This window comes from Brevibacterium yomogidense (genome assembly GCF_900163715.1).
GTDB lineage: Bacteria > Actinomycetota > Actinomycetes > Actinomycetales > Brevibacteriaceae > Brevibacterium > Brevibacterium yomogidense_A.
In genome coordinates this window covers 21,401-38,507 of record NZ_FWFF01000003.1, presented here as the reverse complement: position 1 = coordinate 38,507, position 17,107 = coordinate 21,401, and the positions used below count along the sequence as shown (strand labels likewise).

Genomic DNA, 17,107 nt, shown 5'->3' with positions numbered 1-17,107 from the left:
CGAAACGTGATGGACTGTCCGGTGTGAGCGCATCGGGTGAGGAGCAGATAGGGGGCGACTCCTCCCGCGACTCCCGGTGGAACGTACTCCGTTGGCAGATCGGATACGGGTCCTTCGGCGTGCCGCAGGCTGCAGCCCCGATCGCCTTCGCGCTCATCGCGCTGCCGCTGACGGGTTCCGCCGGGGCCGGGGCCGGCCTGGTCTTCGCGATGACCGCAGCACAGGTGATCGGCTCCGTCCCGGTCTCTCGACTGGGCAACCGCTTCAACGCCGTGCACTATCTGCGCGCTCTCATCGCCGTCCGGACTCTCGGGCTCGCCCTCGTCACCGTGCTCGCGGCGGTGGGTGCTCCCTTCGCGACCCTCATGGTGGCGGTCGTCGCCGCGGGTCTCGTGAACGGCGCCGCATACGGCTTCCAGCGGACGCTGCTGAACCACCTGGTCGAACCCGGCAAACTGCCGCGCGCACTGGGTGTCGCTGCAACCCTCAACGAGGTCTCTTTCGCGCTGTCGCCCGTACTCGCCTCTGTGCTCGGGGCGTTCTCGCCCGTGTGGGCGATGGTGGCGATCACAGTGCTCGGCATCGGGCCACTGGTGCTCACGCCGAGCATTCCGGAGGCGCGAGGCGTGCGCGAAGACAAGAGCGTGCGACGATCGAGGGCCCGCCTGCCGTGGGCGGTGTATCTCTGGCTGATCTGCTCGGTGGCGACCGGAGCCTCGGTCGCGGCTGTCGAGGTCGGTGCGGTCGCCTTCGCGCTGTCCTTCGGCCTGGCCCCCGGGTGGGCGTTCATCTTCGCACTGGCACTGTGCATCGGATCGGTGCTCGGCGGGGTCTGGGTGAGCGTGCGCAACCGCATGCCCAGCACGTGGAAGGTCGTGGGGTTCCTGGCCGCATCCTCCCTTGGATTAGGGGTGGCGCTGTTCGAGGCGCACCTGAGCGTCACGCTCGCCGGCGCCTTCGTCCTGGGGATCTTCCTGCCGATGCTCGGTACGTTCTACTCCCTTGTCCTGGACGGACTGGTCCCCGCAGACCGGCGAGCCGAACTGTTCGCACATCTGCGCACCGCGAACGCACTGGGTGTCATGGGCGTCAGCGGCGTGCTGGCACTGTTCGGACTGCAGCTCGCGATCGTCAGCGGCCTGGGGGTGCTGGTGTTCGCGACGGTTCTTGCGGCGCTGCACGCGATGACTGCGGGACGAGAACCGCGCGACCACCGCAGGAAGCGTCGCCGCGTACTGTGAGCCGATGTGAGCCCTGCCGACGATCCTGCTGACCCACCCCGGAGCCGCACCCGTCCGCCTGCTGCTGTCTCTGCAGCCGCGGAGCGTTCTTCGGAGCAGTCGTCCCGGCGTCTCTGACCTACGTGGGCGACACCGTCGATGACGCCCACCGCCAGCCTGCACTGGCCGACCTCATGGCCGCTGTCGCGGTCGGCACCGCCCTGGCCACGGCACTCGCCGGCGGTGGGTGCTCGTCGTCATCGGGCTGGCCTTCGTGGAAGGGGCAGTGGTCCTCGGTGTCCTCACACTGCTGGCACCGGCGCTCCAGTCGCAGGGCGTCGGTGCAGGAGGTCCGGGCCTCGCGATCGCGGCGTACGGAGTGGCGGTCGTCGTGGCCAGCCGGATGGTGCGAGTGGTCTCACGTCGTCTGCCGATGCCGGGGCTCATGGCCATCGGTGGCCTCGCCGCTGAGGGTGGCTACGCGCTCCTCGCCGTGCACCTGTCGATCGCGACAGTCATCGTGACTGCGCTGCTGCTGGGTGTCACATGGTCGTTCCTGCACTCGTCGCTGCAGACGTGGGTGACGGGGGTCCTGCCCAGTGCACGGGGAACGGTGGTCGCACTGTTCGCAGGATGCCTGTTCGCCGGCAGCGCCGTGGGGGCCTCGGCGGGTGGGGCAGCAGCGAACAGCCAGCAGTGGGGCCTCCTGTTCGGCGCCACTGCTGCGGTCGCGCTGCTGGTGACGATAGCGGCGGTCGCCAGCAGACGGGCCTACGAATCCCGTTCGGTGGGCTGACGACCCGCGATCTCCCACACTGCACGCCACTTCGCGGCGAGGGTGTCGATGTTCTCGTGCGCATTCAGTCCGCTGGGCTGCGGGACGATCCACAGCGTGACGTCGACCGGCCAGCCAGGGACGTCCGCGGGGTCCTGCGGTCCCAGCACAGCCTTCGGGAGGCTGAAGGCCGTGCGGAACGCAGTGATACCGGCGATCGCGACCGCACCCGGCTTCATCGCCTCCGCACGTCCGATCAGTCGCTGTCCTGCTTCACGGAGCTCCTCGCGGCTCAGCTGATCCGCACGCACAGTGGGGCGTCCCGTGAGGTTCGTGAGTCCGATGCCGCGTGACAGCAGCTGCTGTTCGTCCTCCTCGGACAGTCCCAGCGTTGCGTTGACCTGGTGGTCGGTGAGTCCGGCGCGGTGCAGTGAGGGCCAGAAGCGGTTGCCCGGTCGGGCGAAGGGAGCATTGACGGCTGCGGTCCAGAGCCCTGGGTTGATGCCGACGATGAGGAGCCGCAGCCGCACGCTCGGATCGAGGGGGAGGATGTCATCGACCCCGTCCGGCGCAGTGGTGTCCACCTGCGCCAGGTCGTCTTTCGTGGGCTTCCTGCCGCCGAGCGGTGAGGGGCGCCGTGGAGTCACGCTCACACCGTATCGAACGAGCGTACGTGGGGTGAGTTGTGACAGTGGCTGTGGTCTTGTCGAGCTGCGTTTCATTGATCGCAAGATTCCAATCTCGCAGAAGAATGGAAGACTGGAGTAGTCGAGCGTCACAACGTGAAGGGCGAGAACATCATGACGAGTGGGCAGAAGCTCAACGGAGTCGAGGATCAGACACCTGCACACGGATCGTTGTCGAATTTGAGCAGGCTGCTCGCGTCCGAGAATTCTGCAAGCGACGTACTGGCGCTCCTGATCGAGCTTGACGATACGCCGTTGAGGGACCTCTTAGGACTTCCAAATAGCCGTTCCTACACCGCAGCACGAGAGCTGTCCACGGGGTTCGGCCGAATAGACCTGGTCGTTTTCGACGCGGAGGACGAGCATCCCGTAGCGGTCCTTGAAATGAAGGGCGCATCGTCGCTCCACGGCGACCAGCTGGACCGATACGTGGAGTGGGTTGACACCCTTGACGTGCGTCCGAAGCTCTATCTCTGCTCGTTCGATATAGATGAAGCAGAAGCCAGTGCGGACTGGGGCCGCATCCGCCTACGCGATATATTCGCTTCGTGGGAGGCCTCGTCGAATGCGCACGCAGCGTGGCTCTCTCGTGAAATCGTTCGAGTATTGAGCGAGTGGGATCTTGAGGCCGACGGAGTCCTGGGTCAAAGAGCTGGTTATTATGTTCCCGATATCGTGACGAAGCGGATGGCTCGTGAAGTCTCCGCGGAGCTATCTGCATTGCCCGGGATCACCTCAGCCATCGCACTCCGAGATAATGGTGGTAGTCCCATGATCCTCGCCTGGGCAGCACACCCCCGTGACATGGACGATTTTTCTGTGGCTGTTGGAGTCGATCTGCGCAGTCCGGTTCGTCGCTCAGGCTCAACTGTGTGGAAGCTGCGGGCGATGGTGGAAGTCGATCCAGTCACTGGAGTACGGGGCCGGGTGGAGGCGAGGCGCCTGGCTTTCAACCTTGCTAGTGATCTGCGTACAAGCATGAGCGGAACCGCAGTGCGCGCTGAGTTGCGAGCGTGTGGCATGGACAAGGTTGCGGATTCCTTGTCCTCTGGAAAGCGCGACGGATTCAGGAGGGACCCGAGCGGTTTCGACTTTGACGCGTGGAGAGGAAAGATCACCGACGGAGTGAAGTATCCCGGTGGCGGTGTGTTCGGCAGCGATGGAGGTTTGCGACTGTCGACAATCCATGACCTCGATACGCGGATGCTGACACGGCACGACATTGTTGACGCAGTCGTTGCGGTTGTGGGCTTCTTGCGTGAATCTCGGAACAGCTGAATGGCGCTAATCTGGGCAGATGAGTGCAGAGATCACCGCGCTGACTGCGTGGACATTCGTGTCAGAGATTCCTATTCCCGAAGACATCAGGCCGCTACTGGTCGAGGGCGAGCAACCGTATACCGCGTACAAGACGATGCGGGACTCCGCTGTCTTCACGAACAAGCGCCTGATCGTCCGTGATGCGCAGGGTCTAACAGGTAAGAAGATTGAGGTCTACTCGCTTCCGTACTCCGCGATCAACATGTGGTCCAGCGAAAATGCGGGAACTTTCGACATGAACGCCGAGCTCGAGCTCTGGACCCGGGCTGGCCACATCAAGATCAAGTTGGGGAAGAACGTCGATATTCGGCGACTCGACCATCTCATCGCGCATGCAGTCCTGGTGAACGGCTGAGCTGCGGGCCTGGGGCTGGTGGTCACCCGCCCTTCAAGGTCCTGCTGTGCGGAGGAATCAGTGGCCGCTTACTTCGCGTGATCCTGGGCGACCGAATACCACGCATCAGTCGCGAAGAAGTCTCGTGGAGCGTCAGGGGTGTCGCCGGTGGCCTGATCGAGGAACTCGTTGAGGAGACCCTTCGGTGTCCACTGCGTACCCGGATCGTCTGAAGCCGCCCAGAACAGCGTTTGTGAGCGATGGCTGCGCCACCGGTCGTCGCCTCGCATCAGCGTTCAACCACGCCGTCACGCGCTCCCACTGTTCGTGTGCGACGTGCTGCCGGAGGTCGAGCCCGATGCGTGAAGCGTCTGGGATCGCATCGGCCTGGTGAATGAGAGGAACCACCTGAGCTCGTTGGCGGTTCTCTGCCAACTGCGCTTCTGCCGTGGCCGACCGCTCGTCAGAAAGTGGTGCCTGTTTCGTGCCGTCAGCTGTCGGATGGGCCCGTCGGAACGTGATGATGGCCTGCTCACCGTGGTCGAACACCCGGTATTCGTGGGCTTCAGGCGTGATTCCAGGTGCCGCATCGAGAAGGTGCCGGCCAGCCATGTTGTCTGGGTCGTCGAGCTTCTCTGCCACGAGGATGATCCGCGGCGGATCCAGCAACTCGTCGCTCCACATGCCCGCGACATGCTCGTCCAGAGCCTTCTCCGCTTCTCCGCTTCTCCGCTTCGTCGCGGTCTGCGGTGACTGCTTGTCGATTGCTAGGAAGCGTGCCATAGAGCAGTAGTTCCAGAGCGGTCAGGAAAAGTGAACTCTCGCGATCGCGCCTGCTGAAGGTCCGCTGCACCCTGGCCAATGCAGCCAGCCCACTGCTAGTGGGCAGATGAAGTCAGCAGTCCGCGTAGCCTTCGGGGGAGTAGTCGCCGTAGATACCGGCCCCGTCGCATGTCGGTTCGCCGCCGTCCTCGAACCAGTAGCCGTCGTTCGGGTCGTATCCGTTATCTTCTTCGACCTGATCCCAGTAGTCGTCGTCCTGGTTCTGTTGATCTTGGTGCCACTCCCATTGGATCTCGCCGCTGCTCTTTTCTCGTTCGGGTTCGTCAGCGGGAACGGCGGCAGGTGCAGGCTCGGCCGCAGGAGCAGGTTCGGCCACCGGTTCGGGCGCGGGGTTCGCGGTCACATGATCGCCAGTCCACGCCCCGACCACTCCCGGTTCACCCGCGACCGTGATCGCGGGCTGAGGTGCAGCCTGACTGACTGGCGATTCGTCGCCCATCTCGCAACCGACTAGAGCAGACAGTGCAACCGCTGCGGCCACCAAGAACCGTGCCTTCATTTCTCCGCCTTCGTAATGCGACCGACCTGCATTTCGGTGAGACCAATTTCTTTCGCTACCCGGTACTTCGTCGCGCCCGAGTCGACAGCCTCTCGAATCGCAGCGTCGCGCACCTCGCGCGCCGCACTCAGCTCGTCCTCCAGGCTCGCCACCTCTTGATGACGGACCCGCGCCTCGTCAACCTTCTTGTCGTCCACAACGGCTCCTTCAATACTCGAATCAATACTAACTGGAGGTGAGTACTAACTGAGGGTGGCTGTGTGGTGATCTACGGGACGGTCTGACCGCCCGGGATGTGTTGTTCGCGTCGGACGGCTATTTGCTGCTCTGGCACAACGAATCGTCCCCTGCGACCGCTTCGCGATTAGTGTGGGGGAATGAGCACCGATGCCAAGCACAATCACGACCACGCGCCCCATGCCGATACGCCCCAGGACCCCAGCGCGTTCTGGGAATCCCACTACGGCGACGAGCAGGTGTGGTCCGGGAACGTGAACGAAGTGCTCGCGGACGTGGCGGCCCACCTCATGCCCGGCAGCGTGCTCGACCTGGGCTGCGGTGAGGGCGCGGACGTCCTGTGGCTTGCGCAGAAGGGTTGGAGGGCCGTCGGGGTCGACATCTCGCAGGCAGCGATCATTCGCGCACGGGCCGCCGCCGAGGCCGCCGACCTGGGCGAGGACCGGGACCGGGCCGAGTTCGTCCGTGCCGACCTCACCACCCTGTCCGACCGTGATCGGCATTCCTCCCTCAAGGGTCCGTTCGACCTCGTCACCGCGAGCTTCTTCCAGTCCCCGGTCGCACTCGATCGGGAACGGATCCTGCGGGCGGCGGCGAACCTCGTTGCGACAGGGGGACACCTGCTCCTCACCTCTCACGCGGCACCACCCACGTGGGCTTCCGATCAGTCCGCGCAGCAAGCCGGCGACCATGCCGATCACCACACCGGCGGCCCGGCGGAGTTCCCATCGCCTGAGGACGAACTGAGCACGCTCGCGCTCGACCCTCACGAGTGGGAGACGCTCACCGCCGGAATCCGGACACGCGAGGTCGAAGCGCCGGACGGTGCACACGCGCATCTCGACGATTCCGTCGTCCTGGTCCGACGCAGAGGAATACCCGCTGCTGACGTGCGTTGATCCAGACGGAAGCTCGGCGCCTGATTCCAGATGATCAGGCGACCGTGACTCGGCAGTACCCCTGACGAAGGAGGCAGCGATATGGCTGACAAGAAGGCCGTCATCATCGGAGCGCACGGAAAGATCGCGCTGTTGGCAGCACCCCGGCTCGTCGATGCGGGATACGACGTCGACGGACTCATCCGCAACCCTGACCACGCGGTGGACGTGCGCGCATCCGGCGCGAACCCCGTCGAACTGAGCCTGGAGGATGCGAGCGTCGACGACCTCGCGAAGGCCTTCGACGGAGCAGACGCCGTGGTGTTCTCCGCGGGAGCCGGCGGGGGCAACCCTGATCGCACGAAGGCCGTCGACCACAAGGGAGCGGTGCGCGCGATCGACGCTGCCGTCCAGGCCGGCGTGACGCGCTTCATCATGGTCTCGTTCGCCACCGCGCTCGTGTCCAAGGACACGGTCGACCCGGAGGAGCCCTTCTACACGTACGCCAAGGCGAAGCACGACGCGGACGAGCACCTCCGCTCGACGGATCTCGACTACACGATCCTGGGACCGGGCAAGCTCACGCTGGAGCCTGCCTCGGAGAAGATCGTCGTCGCGGACAAGGACGGCCGGATCGACGATCAGGACGTCGAGGCGGCAGACACCAGCCGCGACAACGTCGCCGTCGTCATCGCCCACGTCCTGAAGAGCAACGTGGGAGTGCGCCAGACGGTGAACTTCTACGATGGCGACACCCCGGTCGCCGACGCGATCAGCTGAGGCCCGCAGACTGACGGCATGACGGCGGCTCGCCACCATGCTGACGTCTGAGAGCCGATGTGCGACAGTGAAGATGTGAGCACACAGAACAGCGCCGCACTGGCGACGAAGACCGTGGGGGAAGGGCCGGATCAGGCCGTCTTCCTCCACGGTCTCTTCGGTCGCGGCAAGAACTTCACGACCGCGGCGAAGGCCATTTCCGACACTCACACGAGCACGCTCGTCGACCTGCCCAATCACGGCGAGTCCCCGTGGACGGAGGATTTCTCCTACGTCCAGATGGCAGACGCCGTAGCAGAGACGCTGCGCGCAGACGCGGCCTCCGACGGGCCCGTCGATGTCATCGGGCACTCGATGGGAGGGAAGACAGCGATGGTGCTGGCGCTTCGCCACCCGGACCTCGTCGATCGGCTGGTCATCGTCGACATCTCACCGGTCGCCTCTGACAACGGCGGCGAGTTCGAGCACCTGCTGGGATCGCTCGCCGCGCTCGACCTCGACGCACTCGAATCGCGCACCGACGCAGACAACGCTCTGCAGGACCCCATCCCCAACAAGGGCACGCGCGGATTCCTCCTGCAGAACCTCAGGTCTTCGGCGGATGGATACGAGTGGCAGCCGAACCTCGACCTCCTCTACCGGTCTCTGCCGACTATCGGCGGCTTCCCTGAGGCGGAGGACCGAGTGTTCGACGGCCCCACGCTGTGGATGGGCGGATCAAAGTCCGGATACATCACTGAGGACGCGGAGCCCGTCATGCAGGGGTACTTCCCGAAAGTCCGCCAGATCACTGTGAAGGGCGCCGGTCACTGGGTCCACTCGGAGAAGCCCGCTGAGTTCGCAGAGATCCTGCGGTGGTTCCTCACGCGGTGAGCGCGACGGGACGGACCCTGCACGCTGGAAGCGACGCGGCGTGGCCGCGGTGGGCACACAGGCGCGCAGCGAAGCTCGCCGAGGTCTGGGGGCCGGGACGACCCCTGCTCGCCTACCCGCGTACTCGTGCGCTGTTCGTGTTGCCGTTCCTCATGTTGGGCATAGTGTGGGTGATCGCCCTCGTTGCGCCGCTCATGCTCATCATCTCTGGCCAGGGAACGACCACGATGATGGTGGGCATCGCACTTCTCCTCTTCTTCTGCCTGCTGTGCACAGCCGTCACACTGGTCGCAGTTGATGCGTGGCGCACGAGCATCGTCGTGACCCCGGGTGGAATCGAGGTGCGGCAGTTCCCGCTCAGTACCCGCAGAGTGCGATGGGACGAACTGCACCGCGTGGAAGCTCAGCAGACCGGATACCGAACGGGCGCGAGCGTCCTGGTGCTGAGGACGGGGGAGAGGGTCGTCTGCTCGGCGACCGATCCTCGCAGGGCGATCTACAACGGTCATCGAATGCGCGCGTTCGTAGCCCCCGCAGGCCAGTTCTTCTCTCCGACCACGGCAGAACTCATAACCCTCCACCATGAGTGGTTGCTGAACTTTCGCTGAGCGAAGAGGCCTCCTCTTTGCAGGATTGACCGCCGATCTCGGCTTCAGAATGGCGTCAGCGGCACCCGCGAAAGCCAGCTGGGAAGTGGTTCTTTCCAATGCTGGAAAGCGCAGATTTCTTAGTCTGGAAACCCGTCGTTCCTAGTCAGCGCGTCGGCGGTCACATTTCTCTGGTTACTCTTCCGTAGGTTCTGTCTCGCCATTCGGTGTTCATGAACAAAAGGACCATATGGGCCTTTCGCTTCTCGGCCTTCGGCTACGATGTGAGTGTTTTGCCTGGTTCTGCACATTGGTCACCCAGGGACCGACAGCATCGGAAAGGATGCCGAATGAGACGTAGTCTCCCGCGGTTCGCCCGCGCTAGATGGAGAGGCGTCGTCGCAGCCGGAACAGCCCTCGGGCTGCTCGCCGCACCAGTGACGGTCGCCAACGCCGCCCCCGCCGACTACTCCGAAGCCCTCGGAATGGTCCTTGACACGGATCTGCTCGCGGCTGATCTGGCTGACCTCAACACGGCTCATACGGGCTTTCCGAGCGAGATCGGACCTGAATCGACGCCGTTGAATCTGGACCTCCTCGATGGCCTGAAGGTTGATCTCGGTGATGGAATCCAGATTCCGCTCATCAAGGATTCGCCTGAGGCCGCGGGTCTTCTCGAACTGGGTGAACTCGGTGCGCTGAACTCGTTCGCCGAGTCTCCGGCCGCGACGTCCTCGACTGCCAGCGCTGGCGCTGTCGGGCAGGATGGAGCACTTGATCTCGATCCGAACAACCCCGGGGCGTATGGTCCTGCATCTGTCGACTTGACGGACCTTTTCGATCAGCTCGGACTCGCCGGAGTCACAGACGAGGTCCTCGACGAGGCATCGCTGGAGCTGGGGGCGACCGCGTCCACTGCAACTAAGGAAGCCGGCTCGGTCAGCTCGGAGTACATGCTCGCGGGGGCGGATGCAACGATCTCCAGCCCGCTCGTGGGTGGTCTTGCCACCGAAGTTGACGGTGTTCTGGGCGACGCCGGAACGATCGTCGACAGCATCCTTGGAACTGAAGGTGCGACTGGCAGCATCATCAGCCAGCTTGAGAACATCAACATCGGTCTCGACCTGCCAGGCTTCCCGCTCCTGCGACTCGGTGTGGACGAAGCTGTGGTTGGTGTCGACAACCTCGATATCGCGCTCACTGAGCTCAGCAACACGCTGATCAATGAGCCGCTGGTTGATGGTAACGGAGTCGTTTCCGTCGACCTTGCTTCTGGCGTGATCGACGTCGACCTTGAAGAGGCGTATGTCCAGTCGCACGAAGGCGTTGACAGCCTGAACGATCTGGATCCGAATACGCAGCTGCTCGATGGAGAAACGATCAGCGGCGTCACGACGGCAGTCGCTGATGCGCTGAGGGGCCTGACGACCAAGGTGACCGAAGGACTGACCGAGGTTCTCAATAACACCGAAGTCGTCATCGACCTTTCGGCTGAAGCTCGGGCTGTCCTCCAGCTCGCGAACGTCGACGTCGAAGTGAAGACGACACTTGGGTTCCTGATCGGAGAGTCCACGGAAGAGCCGAATATCGACGTCAGCATCACGTTGCTGGGTGCCATTCCGCTCGATCCGCTGACGGACGCAGTGACCGACGCAATCCTTCCGGAACTGCTCCGGATCATCACTCCTGCACTCGGTGACCTCAAGTCGCTGGTTGAATCTGGTGTCTCAGACACTCTTACCGAGATCATCAACCCGCTGCTCCTCGAGCTTGATCCAGTGTTCGCGGGCCTAAGCCAGGTCGTTGATGTCACCATCAACGAGCAGGAGGAACCGGGTAAGCTGGAAGCCGATTCATTCACTGTCAATGCTCTGAGCCTCGACGTGCTGCCGGCTGCGAGCGTCGCGAACGTCGATCTGGGATCATCCACGGTGCGCGCGTTGAACGAAGCTCTCGCTCCTGGCATCACCGCATCGCCTGACACGGTCCCGGCAGGGTCTGACACCACGGTGTCGGGAACCGACTTCGAGCCGAACAGCACGGTCGGAGTCACCCTCGTCGACCCGGATACGGGTGACGTCATTGCGGGGCCTGTCACGGTCGAGACCGATGAGATCGGTGGCTTCGAGACACCGCTGACAGTCCCCGAGGGCACGGACCCGAAGGACTACACGATCATCGCGACTGATGAGTCCGGCAACCAGCCGAGCACGACGCTCACGGTCACGGCGGCTGACGAGGATGGCAACGAGAACGCTTCGGCTTCGGCCGCAGCGTCTGTCGATGCTGACTCGGACGCCAACGCCGCGTCTGAGGCTGCGTCTGAAGCTGCGGCGAACGCCGACGCGACGACCACGGCCTCGGCCGCGGCAGATGCGGATGGCACGGCGGCTGCTGAGTCTGCGGCTCAGGAAGACGCGTCCTCAGATGCGTCGGCTGACGTCGGAGCCGATGCAACATCCTCGTCCACCGCTGCGGCGCAGGCCGCTGCAAACAGTGACGCGGACTCCGACTCCAACGCGAGCGCCACAGCGGCGTCGGACGCGAACTCCGCAGCGTCTGCTTCGGTTGCAGCGAATGCCGACGCGTCGAACGACGCCTCGGCAACCGCTGCCTCTGACGCAACGGCTGAAGCTGACACGGCGACCGACGCTGATGCGTCGACCGACACCGACGGCAACGTGAATGCTTCGGCTTCTGCTGCGGCGTCTGCGAATGCTGATGATGAGTCGAATGCTTCCGCTCAGGCAGCGGCAGATCCGGCGGCGAACGCTGATGCTGACACCGCGGCTTCGGCTGCGGAGGATGCGGATGCGACTGCGGCTGCGCAGGTTGCTGCGGAGGCTGACGCTTCCACGGACGCATCGACCGATGCGACTACGGATGCGAACGCTTCGGCAGCCACTGCGGCTCAGGCTGCGGCGAACAGCGACACGGATTCCGACGCCAACGCGGACACCTCTGCGGCGACGGATGCCAACGCTGCTGCTGCGGCGGCCACGGCTTCCAACGCTGATTCGTCGAGCGACGCGTCGACGGCGGCAGCGGCTGACGCAACGGCCGAGGCAGACGCCACGGTCGAGGCTGATGCTGATGCTGATGGCAACGTGAACGCTTCGGCTTCTGCCGCGGCGTCTGCGAATGCTGACGATGAGTCGAATGCTTCCGCTCAGGCGGCGGCAGATCCGGCGGCGAACGCTGATGCGGACACCACGGCTTCGGCCGCGGCTGACGCGGATGCGAGTTCGGCTGCGCAGTCTGCTGCGGAGACGGACGCTTCCACGGACGCTTCGACCGATGCGACCACGGACGCGAACGCTTCGGCAGCGACTGCGGCTCAGGCGGTGGCGAACAGCGATTCGGATTCCGACGTCAATGCGGATACCTCTGCGGCGACGGATGCCAACGCGGCTGCTGCAGCGGCGACGGCGGCGAATGCTGATTCGTCAAGCGACGCTTCGACGGCAGCTGCCGCTGATGCTGATGCTGCGACTGAAACCGACGCTGAGGCTGACACGGCTACCGAGGCTGATGCAGCGGCTGATGCTGATGGCAACGTGAACGCTTCGGCTTCCGCTGCGGCGTCTGCCAATGCGGATGACGACTCGAACGCTTCCGCTGAGGCGGCAGCGCAGACGGCGGCGAACGCGGATGCTGACACCACGGCTTCGGCTGCGGCTGATGTCGATGCGAGCGCGGCTGCTGAGTCGGCTGCACAGGAGGATGCTTCCTCCGATACGACAGCTGATGTGAACACGGATGCCAACGCTTCGGCTGCGACTGCGGCTCAGGCTGCAGCGACCAGTGATTCGGACTCTGACGCGAATGCGGATACCACCGCAGCAGCGGATGCTGACACTGCAGCTGCTGCTACGGCGGCAGCAAACGCTGATTCGTCCAGTGACGCCTCGGCAGCAGCCGCTGCGGAGGCAGACGCTACGGCGGACGCCGACGCGACTGCTGATGCAACCGCTGATGCTGATGTGGATGGCAACGTGAACGCTTCGGCTTCTGCTGCGGCGTCTGCGAATGCGGACGATGAGTCGAACGCTTCCGCTCAGGCGGCGGCAGACCCGGCAGCGAACGCTGATGCTGACACTACGGCTTCGGCCGCAGCCGACGCGGACGCGACCTCGGCTGCACAGTCCGCTGCAGAGACGGACGCTTCCACGGACGCGTCGACCGATGCGACCACGGACGCGAACGCTTCAGCAGCGACCGCGGCTCAGGCTGCAGCGAACAGCGATTCGGACTCCGACAGCAACGCCGATACGTCGGCCGCCTCGGATGTCGATGCGGGTGCTGCTGCAGCGACTGCGGCGAACGCTGATTCCTCGAGCGATGCCTCGACGGCAGCAGCGGCAGACGCAACGACCGAGGCGGACGCCACGGTAGATGCCGACGCGGCTGCTGATGCTGATGGCAACGTGAACGCTTCGGCTTCCGCTGCGGCGTCTGCCAATGCGGATGACGACTCGAACGCTTCCGCTGAGGCGGCAGCGCAGACGGCGGCGAACGCGGATGCTGACACCACGGCTTCGGCTGCGGCTGATGTCGATGCGAGCGCGGCTGCTGAGTCGGCTGCACAGGAGGATGCTTCCTCCGATACGACAGCTGATGTGAACACGGATGCCAACGCTTCGGCTGCGACTGCGGCTCAGGCTGCAGCGACCAGTGATTCGGACTCTGACGCGAATGCGGATACCACCGCAGCAGCGGATGCTGACACTGCAGCTGCTGCTACGGCGGCAGCAAACGCTGATTCGTCCAGTGACGCCTCGGCAGCAGCCGCTGCGGAGGCAGACGCTACGGCGGACGCCGACGCGACTGCTGATGCAACCGCTGATGCTGATGTGGATGGCAACGTGAACGCTTCGGCTTCTGCTGCGGCGTCTGCGAATGCGGACGATGAGTCGAACGCTTCCGCTCAGGCGGCGGCAGAGACGGCTGCGAACGCGGATGCGGATGATGCGGCTTCGGCTGCTGAAGACGCGGACGCCACCTCGGCTGCTCAGTCCGCTGCGGAAGCAGACGCTTCCACCGATGCGTCGACCGACGTGAGCACGGATGCAGATGCAGCGGCGTCCGCTGCGGCCCAGGCCGCGGCTGACAACGATTCGGACTCCGACGCCAACGCGGACACCACCGCAGCGACGGATGCCGATGCAGCAGCTGCGGCGACGGCGGCAGCGAACACCGATGCCTCCAGCGATGCCTCCGCAGCAGCGGCGGCGGATGCGGATGCCACGGCAGACGCTGATGCCACTGCTGACGCGGATGCGACGGCTGATGTGGACGGCAACGAGAACGCTTCGGCTTCTGCAGCGGCTTCGGCTGATGCGGATTCCGATGCCAATGCTTCTGCTCAGGCAGCGGCAGAGGCAGCAGCGACCGCGGATGCTGACACCGCAGCTTCGGCTGAGGCTGACGCGGATGCGTCTGCGGCGGCAGAGTCTGCTGCAGAGACGGATGCCTCCACGGACGCTTCGGCTGACGTGAGCACGGATGCCAACGCAGCAGCATCGGCCTCGGCTGAAGCTGCAGCGACCAGCGATTCGGCTACCGACACGAACGCTGACACCACTGCAGCGGCGAACGCCGACGCAGCGGCGGCCGCAACCGTGGCAGCGAACGCTGACGCATCCAGCGATGCGGCATCCTCGGCAGCAGCTGACGCTGACGCAACGGCTGAAGCTGACGCCACCGCTGATGCAGACGCATCGCCGGAGGCAGACGCTGACGCGCAGGGTGATGACTCGGCGAACGCTTCGGCGAGCGCCAGCGCATCGTCCAACGCAAGCGCCGATGCCGGCACCGCAGCGAACGCTGACGGTTCCGCAGACGGAGACGACGACCTGCCCCGTACGGGTACGGACGCAGTCGGTCCGATCCTGGCGATCGCGGCCATGGCTCTGCTGGTGGGAGCCGGCATCCTGATGGTCGTCCGCCGCCGGAAGGCGTGAGCTACACCGTATAGTCAGAGCCGGCTCCTCGCTTCAGGGTGAGGGGCCGGCTCTGGCGTCGGCACAGTGGTGGGGCGCTGCAAAGACCGCAGCGCCCCACCGTTGCGTCAGCTATCGAAAGAAGTCATGAACGTGAGCAACAGCGAAGCGCCCGAGGCGCCTCCTCGCACGAAGCGACCCCTGTGGATCCGGATCTGCATGGTCGTCGCCCTGGTGATGACCGCATGGCACGTGGCGGCCTCCTTCCTCTGGATCGCACCAGCAGGACCCGCCCGCGACGCCGTCCCCGGTGATGCGCTGCGCAGCTACATGCTTCCCCTGTACGGGCAGAGCTGGAGCGTGTTCGCACCCGCCCCTGTCAATGGCGACCACCGCCTGGACGTCCGCGCCGTCGTCGTCGAGAACGGCGAGGAGACCGTCACTGACTGGGTGCGCGCCACCGATGTGGAGATCTCCCTGTCGCGACACAACCTCTTCCCACCGCGCGCCGCGAACCTCGCACTCAACGTGACCTCCGCGCACAAGCGCGCCTTCGACGCACTGAACGATGACCACGAAGTCGTGGTCGACCTCAACTACTTCCAAGAGGACTGGCAGCCCAGGCTGGAGGAGAACCTCAAGTCCTACGACGGGGAGGAAGTCGTCGACGCCTACCTCGAGGCAGAGGAAGAACTCACCGCCTACGCCACCCAGGTGGCCTACGCCGTCTGGGGTGAGAACGTCGCCCGGGTGCAGTTCCAGACGACGCGACAGAACGTCGTGCCGTTCGCCGAGCGCAACGAACCCGACGCGGAGAAGCCGCCCCTCCAGGTGGTCAACACCGGCTGGCGCGGCCTCATCGAGCGCGACGGACAGTCGCGCGAACAGTTCGCGGACTACTTCTGCTCCGCACCGGAGGACGTCTGCTCATGAACCCGAAGAGCACCACGCGGAATAAGCCCGCGCAGAAGAAAACGACCTCCACTCAGACGGCGAAGACCGCCCGGAAGACCCCGACCGCGCCCACGGGCACGCGCATCCTCCGCACCGCACGCGGGCTCCTGTCCCAGCTCTGGCACGGAGTGGTGAAGGTCATCGCGGACCTCTACTTCTTCTCCGAGAACTGGCTGTTGGAGGCGAAGCACGCCCAGTACGGCTTGGCCGTCACCCGCATCGTGGTCGGCTTCGTGGGCATCGGCCTGCTGCTGACGAACTTCAACGCGCGTCTCTACACCTTCGGTGAGGGATCCGCCTGGAACGGGGAGCTGGCGGAACCCGTCAGCGACTTCCCGAGCATCTGGCTCTTCAGCCTCTTCCACAACGTCGCGGACAGCGCCGCACTCTTCACGCTGTGCTACATCCTGCTGGGGATCCTGGCCGTCATCATCATGCTGGGGTGGCGCACGCGGATCATGCTGCCGATCTACCTGATCTTCTGGGTCAGCTTCGTCGAGGTCAACGACGGCGCCGGCGACCAGGGCGACAACGCCTACCGCATCTTCCTCATCGCACTGCTCTTCGCAGACACGTCGATGCGCCTCTCACTGGACGCTCGCCGCCGCGCCCGTCCCCTCGAGGTCGCGAAGCCCTGGTGGCAGCGCAAGCTGGCGGGGGAACGGCTGCTGCCCGCGGAGCTGACGAACCTCGCGCACAACATCGTGCTCATCGTGCTGACCTTCCAGGTCTCCGCTATTTACGTGTCCGGTGCGCTGTACAAGGCCGGCGGCACTCCGTGGTCGGAGGGTTGGGCCGTCTACGACCCGCTGCACGTCGCGCAGTTCAGCACCTGGCCGGAGCTGGCGGACCTGCTGACCGTCTGGGGTCCCGGCGTCGCCGCCGTCAGCTGGGGCTCGATCATCCTGCAGATGGCCTTCCCCTTCATGCTGCTGCGCCGCGGCACTCGCGTGGTCGCGCTGTTCGGCATCCTCAGCTTCCACATCGGGATCGGCGTCCTCATGGGCCTGCCGTGGTTCTCGCTCACGATGATCGCGGTCGATGCGATCTTCATCCGCGACGAATCGTGGAAGAAGCTGGGCACCGCCTTCACCCGCACCTGGGCGAGCACCTCGAGCACGTCCAGCACGCGGACTGGGGAATAGACGCCCGCCTCCGTATGGTTGTGGCGGAAGGCTC

15 protein-coding genes are annotated in these 17,107 nt (G+C 64.8%); 11 read left to right on the top strand and 4 right to left on the bottom strand.

Going from position 1 to position 17,107, the window contains the following annotated elements:
- Nucleotides 1-23: 23 nt before the first annotated feature.
- Nucleotides 24-1,241, top strand: coding sequence for an MFS transporter (locus FM105_RS02890; protein WP_256970187.1), 1,218 nt, complete (start codon nt 24-26; stop codon nt 1,239-1,241).
- Between the two features lie 226 nt (nt 1,242-1,467).
- On the top strand, nt 1,468-2,016 hold the full coding sequence (locus FM105_RS02885) for a hypothetical protein (protein ID WP_179207040.1): 549 nt from the start codon (nt 1,468-1,470) through the stop codon (nt 2,014-2,016).
- Here the strand turns inward: FM105_RS02885 and FM105_RS02880 are convergent.
- Nucleotides 1,992-2,642 carry a mismatch-specific DNA-glycosylase gene (locus tag FM105_RS02880; protein WP_179207039.1) on the bottom strand — a complete coding sequence of 217 codons (651 nt, stop codon included), beginning with the start codon at nt 2,640-2,642 and terminating at the stop codon, nt 1,992-1,994. The genes FM105_RS02885 and FM105_RS02880 overlap by 25 nt on opposite strands.
- Nucleotides 2,643-2,777: 135 nt before the next feature.
- Between FM105_RS02880 and FM105_RS02875 the strand changes: the two genes are divergently transcribed.
- A complete protein-coding gene (locus tag FM105_RS02875) occupies nt 2,778-3,959 on the top strand; it encodes a hypothetical protein (protein WP_087004521.1) in 1,182 nt (393 codons plus the stop codon).
- A 19-nt stretch (nt 3,960-3,978) separates the two neighbouring features.
- Entirely contained in the window at nt 3,979-4,356 is a 378-nt protein-coding gene (locus tag FM105_RS02870) for a PH domain-containing protein (RefSeq protein ID WP_087004518.1), read from the top strand.
- Between the two features lie 132 nt (nt 4,357-4,488).
- Here the strand turns inward: FM105_RS02870 and FM105_RS14475 are convergent, their stop codons facing one another.
- The 3 genes from FM105_RS14475 to FM105_RS02850 all read right to left on the bottom strand — a co-directional run bounded on the left by FM105_RS14475 (nt 4,489) and on the right by FM105_RS02850 (nt 5,874).
- Nucleotides 4,489-5,118, bottom strand: a complete 630-nt coding sequence (locus FM105_RS14475; protein ID WP_143275805.1) for a hypothetical protein — start codon at nt 5,116-5,118, stop codon at nt 4,489-4,491.
- Between the two features lie 112 nt (nt 5,119-5,230).
- On the bottom strand, nt 5,231-5,677 hold the full coding sequence (locus tag FM105_RS02855) for a hypothetical protein (RefSeq protein ID WP_143275804.1): 447 nt from the start codon (nt 5,675-5,677) through the stop codon (nt 5,231-5,233).
- The gene (locus FM105_RS02850) at nt 5,674-5,874 is read right to left on the bottom strand and encodes a hypothetical protein (protein ID WP_087004507.1); all 201 of its coding nucleotides are present in this window, start codon (nt 5,872-5,874) and stop codon (nt 5,674-5,676) included. The genes FM105_RS02855 and FM105_RS02850 overlap by 4 nt, the downstream gene beginning before the upstream one ends.
- 180 nt (nt 5,875-6,054) lie before the next feature.
- On the opposite strand from FM105_RS02850, the gene FM105_RS02845 reads away from it, so the two are divergent.
- The 7 genes from FM105_RS02845 (at nt 6,055) to FM105_RS02815 (ending at nt 17,073) form a co-directional block, all read left to right on the top strand.
- Nucleotides 6,055-6,813, top strand: a complete 759-nt coding sequence (locus FM105_RS02845; RefSeq protein WP_087004504.1) for a class I SAM-dependent methyltransferase — start codon at nt 6,055-6,057, stop codon at nt 6,811-6,813.
- 81 nt (nt 6,814-6,894) lie between these two features.
- Nucleotides 6,895-7,572, top strand: coding sequence for an SDR family oxidoreductase (locus FM105_RS02840; RefSeq protein ID WP_087004501.1), 678 nt, complete (start codon nt 6,895-6,897; stop codon nt 7,570-7,572).
- Between the two features lie 75 nt (nt 7,573-7,647).
- Nucleotides 7,648-8,445, top strand: a complete 798-nt coding sequence (locus FM105_RS02835; RefSeq protein ID WP_256970186.1) for an alpha/beta fold hydrolase — start codon at nt 7,648-7,650, stop codon at nt 8,443-8,445.
- Nucleotides 8,446-8,615: 170 nt separating this feature from the next.
- A complete protein-coding gene (locus FM105_RS02830; protein WP_143275803.1) occupies nt 8,616-9,053 on the top strand; it encodes a PH domain-containing protein in 438 nt (145 codons plus the stop codon).
- A 212-nt stretch (nt 9,054-9,265) separates the two neighbouring features.
- Nucleotides 9,266-14,995, top strand: a complete 5,730-nt coding sequence (locus tag FM105_RS02825) for a choice-of-anchor G family protein (protein ID WP_143275802.1) — start codon at nt 9,266-9,268, stop codon at nt 14,993-14,995.
- 126 nt (nt 14,996-15,121) lie between these two features.
- Entirely contained in the window at nt 15,122-15,907 is a 786-nt protein-coding gene (locus tag FM105_RS02820; RefSeq protein WP_256970185.1) for a DUF5819 family protein, read from the top strand.
- Entirely contained in the window at nt 15,904-17,073 is a 1,170-nt protein-coding gene (locus FM105_RS02815; RefSeq protein WP_087004489.1) for an HTTM domain-containing protein, read from the top strand. Before FM105_RS02820 ends, FM105_RS02815 begins: the two co-directional genes overlap by 4 nt.
- Nucleotides 17,074-17,107: the final 34 nt, after the last annotated feature.